This is a genomic window from Anaerotignum sp., assembly GCF_045122575.1.
Lineage (GTDB): Bacteria > Bacillota > Clostridia > Lachnospirales > Anaerotignaceae > Anaerotignum_A.
In genome coordinates this window covers 1-3,886 of the sequence record NZ_JBGVHV010000132.1, presented here as the reverse complement: position 1 = coordinate 3,886, position 3,886 = coordinate 1, and the positions used below count along the sequence as shown (strand labels likewise).

Below are 3,886 nucleotides of genomic sequence, written 5' to 3'. Positions count from 1 at the left end.
TGCCATCGGCAGAGAATGTATCACCATGACCGGCGGCAGAACCGATATCAATGAACTGGTTTCTGTGGCAGATGTGTTTGTGGGCGTAAGCCGTGCGGCTCTGGAAGCCATGGCGGCGGAAAAACCTGTTGTGGTTGCCGGTAACGAAGGTTATATCGGCCTGTTTGGCAGAGAAAAACTGGAACTGGCACAGGAAAACAATTTCTGCTGCCGCGGCTGTGAAATGTCCAATGAAGAATTGCTGTTCAGGGATGTTGTTCATGCCTTCAACGAAATGACGGAAGAAGAGCGCCAGGGTATGGGTGCTTACGGCAGAGAAGTCATTTTCGAATATTATTCCGTAACAAAAATGGCAGGAGACTGCGTAGATGCCTACGATGCAGCATATAAAGAAACAAGAGTACCTCAGTATCATGTGGTGATGAGCGGTTACTATGGCTTCAATAACACAGGGGATGAAGCCATCATGCTTTCCATGCATAAGAATATCCAGCAGATGGGGGAAAATTATCATATTACCGTATTGTCCAATAAGCCAGAAGAAACAAAGAAAAAATACGGCATTGAAGCGGTATATCGTTTTGGTATGAGAGATGTGTTCCATGCCATCCGTAAATGTGATGTGCTCCTTTCCGGCGGCGGCTCTCTGCTGCAGGACAGCACTTCCACCCGCTCCCTGATGTATTATCTTTCCATCACGGTGATGGCAAAAATGCTGCGCAAGAAAGTGATGCTGTATGCCAACGGCATTGGCCCTGTTTCCGGCAAGCGCAACCGTCGTCTGGTGAAACAGGTGGTCAACCGTGCCGACCTCATCACATTAAGAGAAGAAAATTCCTATGAAGAACTGCTGTCTATGGGCGTGAATCCCAAGAAGTGTTTCGTTACAGCCGATCCTGCCTTTACCATGAACGGCATCAACGGGGAAGCATCCCGTGCACTGCTGCAGGCAGAAGGGGTGCCTATGGATAAGCCTATCGTGGTGGTTTCTGTTCGTAAATGGAAGGATATGGATAAGTTCATCGGCAGATTTGCTCGCATGTGTGATACGATTGTGGAAAAATATGATAGAAATATCGTGTTCCTTGGCATGCAGATGCCCAATGACATTATTGTCAGCGAAAAAGTACGGGCGCAGATGAAGCAGGAAGCCTATATCCTGAAAGAGAACCATTCTCCTTATGAAGTGATGGGGATCATTTCTCAGGCAGACTTTATTCTGAGCATGCGACTGCATACGCTGATCTTTGCGGCCAAACAGCAGGTGCCTCTCATTGGTTTCGTTTATGATCCCAAGATCGAATATTATCTGGAAAAACTGGAAATGCCCAGCGGCGGCAAACTGAAAGAATTTGACCCTGAAACCACGCTGGAATATGTGGATGATGTGATCCGCAATAAAGCGGTTTATGTGAAAAAACTGGGCGAAAAAGAAAAAGAACTGGAAAAAATGGCACACAGAAATGAAAAGTATCTGGCGAAGCTGCTGGAACGTGTGAAAAAATAAGAGGGGGCATTTAGAATGAGAAAACTGACTCATGTTTTGGGCGTACCTTTTGATGCAATGACTATGGAAGAAGCGGTGGCAAAGGCAAAGAGTCTGCTGAGAGAAGAAGGCGGCCATATCATCTGCACACCCAATCCGGAAATCGTTATGGAAGCGCAGAAGGATCAGGCGCTGATGGATATTCTGAAAGGGGCGGATTTGGTGGTGCCTGACGGCATCGGCGTTGTCTGGGCATCCAAATACAGCGAGATCCGTCTGACCGAACGTGTGGCGGGCTTTGACCTGACACAGAACCTGATGGCAGATCTGGCAGCAACGGAGCATACTTTTTATTTCTTTGGCGGTGCGCCCGGCGTGGCTTCTACTGCAGCAAGAAAGATGATGAAAAAATATCCCGGGCTGAAAGTAGTCGGTGTACACAACGGCTTCTTTGATGAAAAAGAAGAAAAACGCATCATTCAGGACATAAAAGCAAAATCTCCGTCCATACTGTTAGTAGGACTGGGCGCGCCCAAGCAGGAAAAATGGATCTATGATAACCTGCGTCTGATCGATGCAAAGGTTGCCATTGGCGTTGGCGGCAGTTTTGACGTAATGGCGGGTAATGTGAAACGAGCACCTATGATCTTCCGGAAACTTGGTCTGGAATGGTTCCACAGACTCATCACACAGCCCACACGCTGGAAACGCATGATGCGTCTGCCTAAATTTGCGCTGACAGTCCTGAAAACAAAAGGACGTTAAGCGGAAACAAAATTTTTAACGTCCTGAAAGGGACGGGATACTATGCTGAATTTAAAAAAGAGGGATTGGTTCTTTCTGATCGCCGGTACAGGGCTGATGGCTGTCGGCGCAGAGGGGTTTTTTGAGCATGCGGATCTGGTAGCCGGTGGGATCACCGGTATTGGGATTATGTTGGATGAATGGGCATCGATGCGGTTCGGTGTCCCTATACCCCTTTGGTTTGTCAATTTTGCGGGGAACCTCCCTCTTTTTTTGATTGCGCGAAGATGGAAGGGGCAAGAATTTGTCAGCCGCAGTATGCTGACGGCAGCATTATTTTCTCTGATGCTGTATGTGGAGGAGATGTTCCCTTTGTACAGCAGAGATCCGCTGCTGGCGGCGGTTTTTGGCGGCGCAGCTCTGGGGATCGGTCTGGGGCTGGTGCTTTCGGTGGATTCTACCACAGGGGGCGTGGAACTGGCGGCGACGCTGCTGCATCAGAAAATCCGTTCTGTTTCCGTGCCTCGCTTTATTTTTATTCTGGATGCAGCCATCATTCTGGCGGGGATGGCATTTTTCGGCGTGGAAATGGGATTATATGCCATATTGGCGGTTTTTATCACAGATCAGTTTCTGGGATGGGTGCTGGAAGGGCCGAGCTATGCCAGAGCGGCGTGGGTCATTTCAGGAAAGAGTGAAGAGATCGCAGATGCACTTTTGACGGAACTGGGCAGAGGGGTGACGGCTTTTCCGGCAACGGGGAAGTATACCGGTCAGGGAAGAGAAGTGCTCTTTTGTGTTTTTTCTCAAAAAGAAGTCCATTCTGTGAAAAGCATTATTATGAATATCGACAAGAATGCTTTTTTTCTTGTAACGGACATACGGGAAGTTTTGGGGAAAGGTCTTGCGGACAAGTAAAAATGACAGTCCGTTTTTCGCGGGCAAAGCTTGTTTTTTTCACTAATTTAAAGAAATCAAGGGTCAGTTTCAATAAAAAACAGACCCTATTTTTATGTAAAAATAAGCTGTAAAGAGATTTTTACTGTTTTTTTAAAATTTCCTCTTTCTTTTTTTGTCATTTTGTTATAAAATGGGTTTAGGTAAATTTGATAGTTTATCAAAGGGTAAGCTTTATGCAATTTATACAGTGAAAAATTACAAAAAAGAACAGGTAATTGGAAAGCAGAAACAGTATAATTTTGAGGTGATAATATGATTTCCAACCAGATTTTGCAGAGTACTATCGATGGTCTGAAAAGCATTACAAGAAAAGAATTGAGCGTAGTAGAAAAAGAAGGCAAGGTCATTGCTACCACAGAAGAAAACATGATCGGTCGTCAGATCGATGCTGTTGAAAATTTCATCAGCTCTCCTGCGGAAAGCCAGTTGATCCTTGGATATCAGTATTTCAAAATTTATGACAACGGTGTTCCCGAATACGTGATCCAGGTAAAAGGGGAAGACGAAAGCGGCTACCAGATCGGTAAGATCGCTGCTTTCCAGATCCAGAGCCTGCTGGTAGCGTATAAAGAAAGATATGATAAAGATAACTTTATCAAAAACCTGCTGCTGGATAACCTGCTGCTGGTAGATATCTATAGCCGTGCGAAAAAACTGCACATTGAAAATAACGTACATCGTATCGTTTACCTGATC

General features: G+C 45.9%; 3 protein-coding genes and 1 pseudogene. All 4 read left to right on the top strand.

Translation table 11 applies throughout. The annotated features are described in order from the left end of the window. On the top strand, positions 1–1,507 hold a 1,507-nt coding region (gene csaB / locus ACJMLT_RS06585; protein WP_405728365.1), incomplete at its 5' end, for a polysaccharide pyruvyl transferase CsaB. Positions 1,508–1,522: 15 nt separating this feature from the next. Next, a complete protein-coding gene (locus tag ACJMLT_RS06580; RefSeq protein WP_405728362.1) occupies positions 1,523–2,251 on the top strand; it encodes a WecB/TagA/CpsF family glycosyltransferase in 729 nt (242 codons plus the stop codon). 42 nt (positions 2,252–2,293) lie between these two features. Further along, positions 2,294–3,148 carry a YitT family protein gene (locus ACJMLT_RS06575; RefSeq protein ID WP_405728360.1) on the top strand — a complete coding sequence of 285 codons (855 nt, stop codon included), beginning with the start codon at positions 2,294–2,296 and terminating at the stop codon, positions 3,146–3,148. 294 nt (positions 3,149–3,442) lie between these two features. Further along, positions 3,443–3,886 (top strand): annotated as a pseudogene (locus ACJMLT_RS06570) (PucR family transcriptional regulator); the annotation flags it as partial.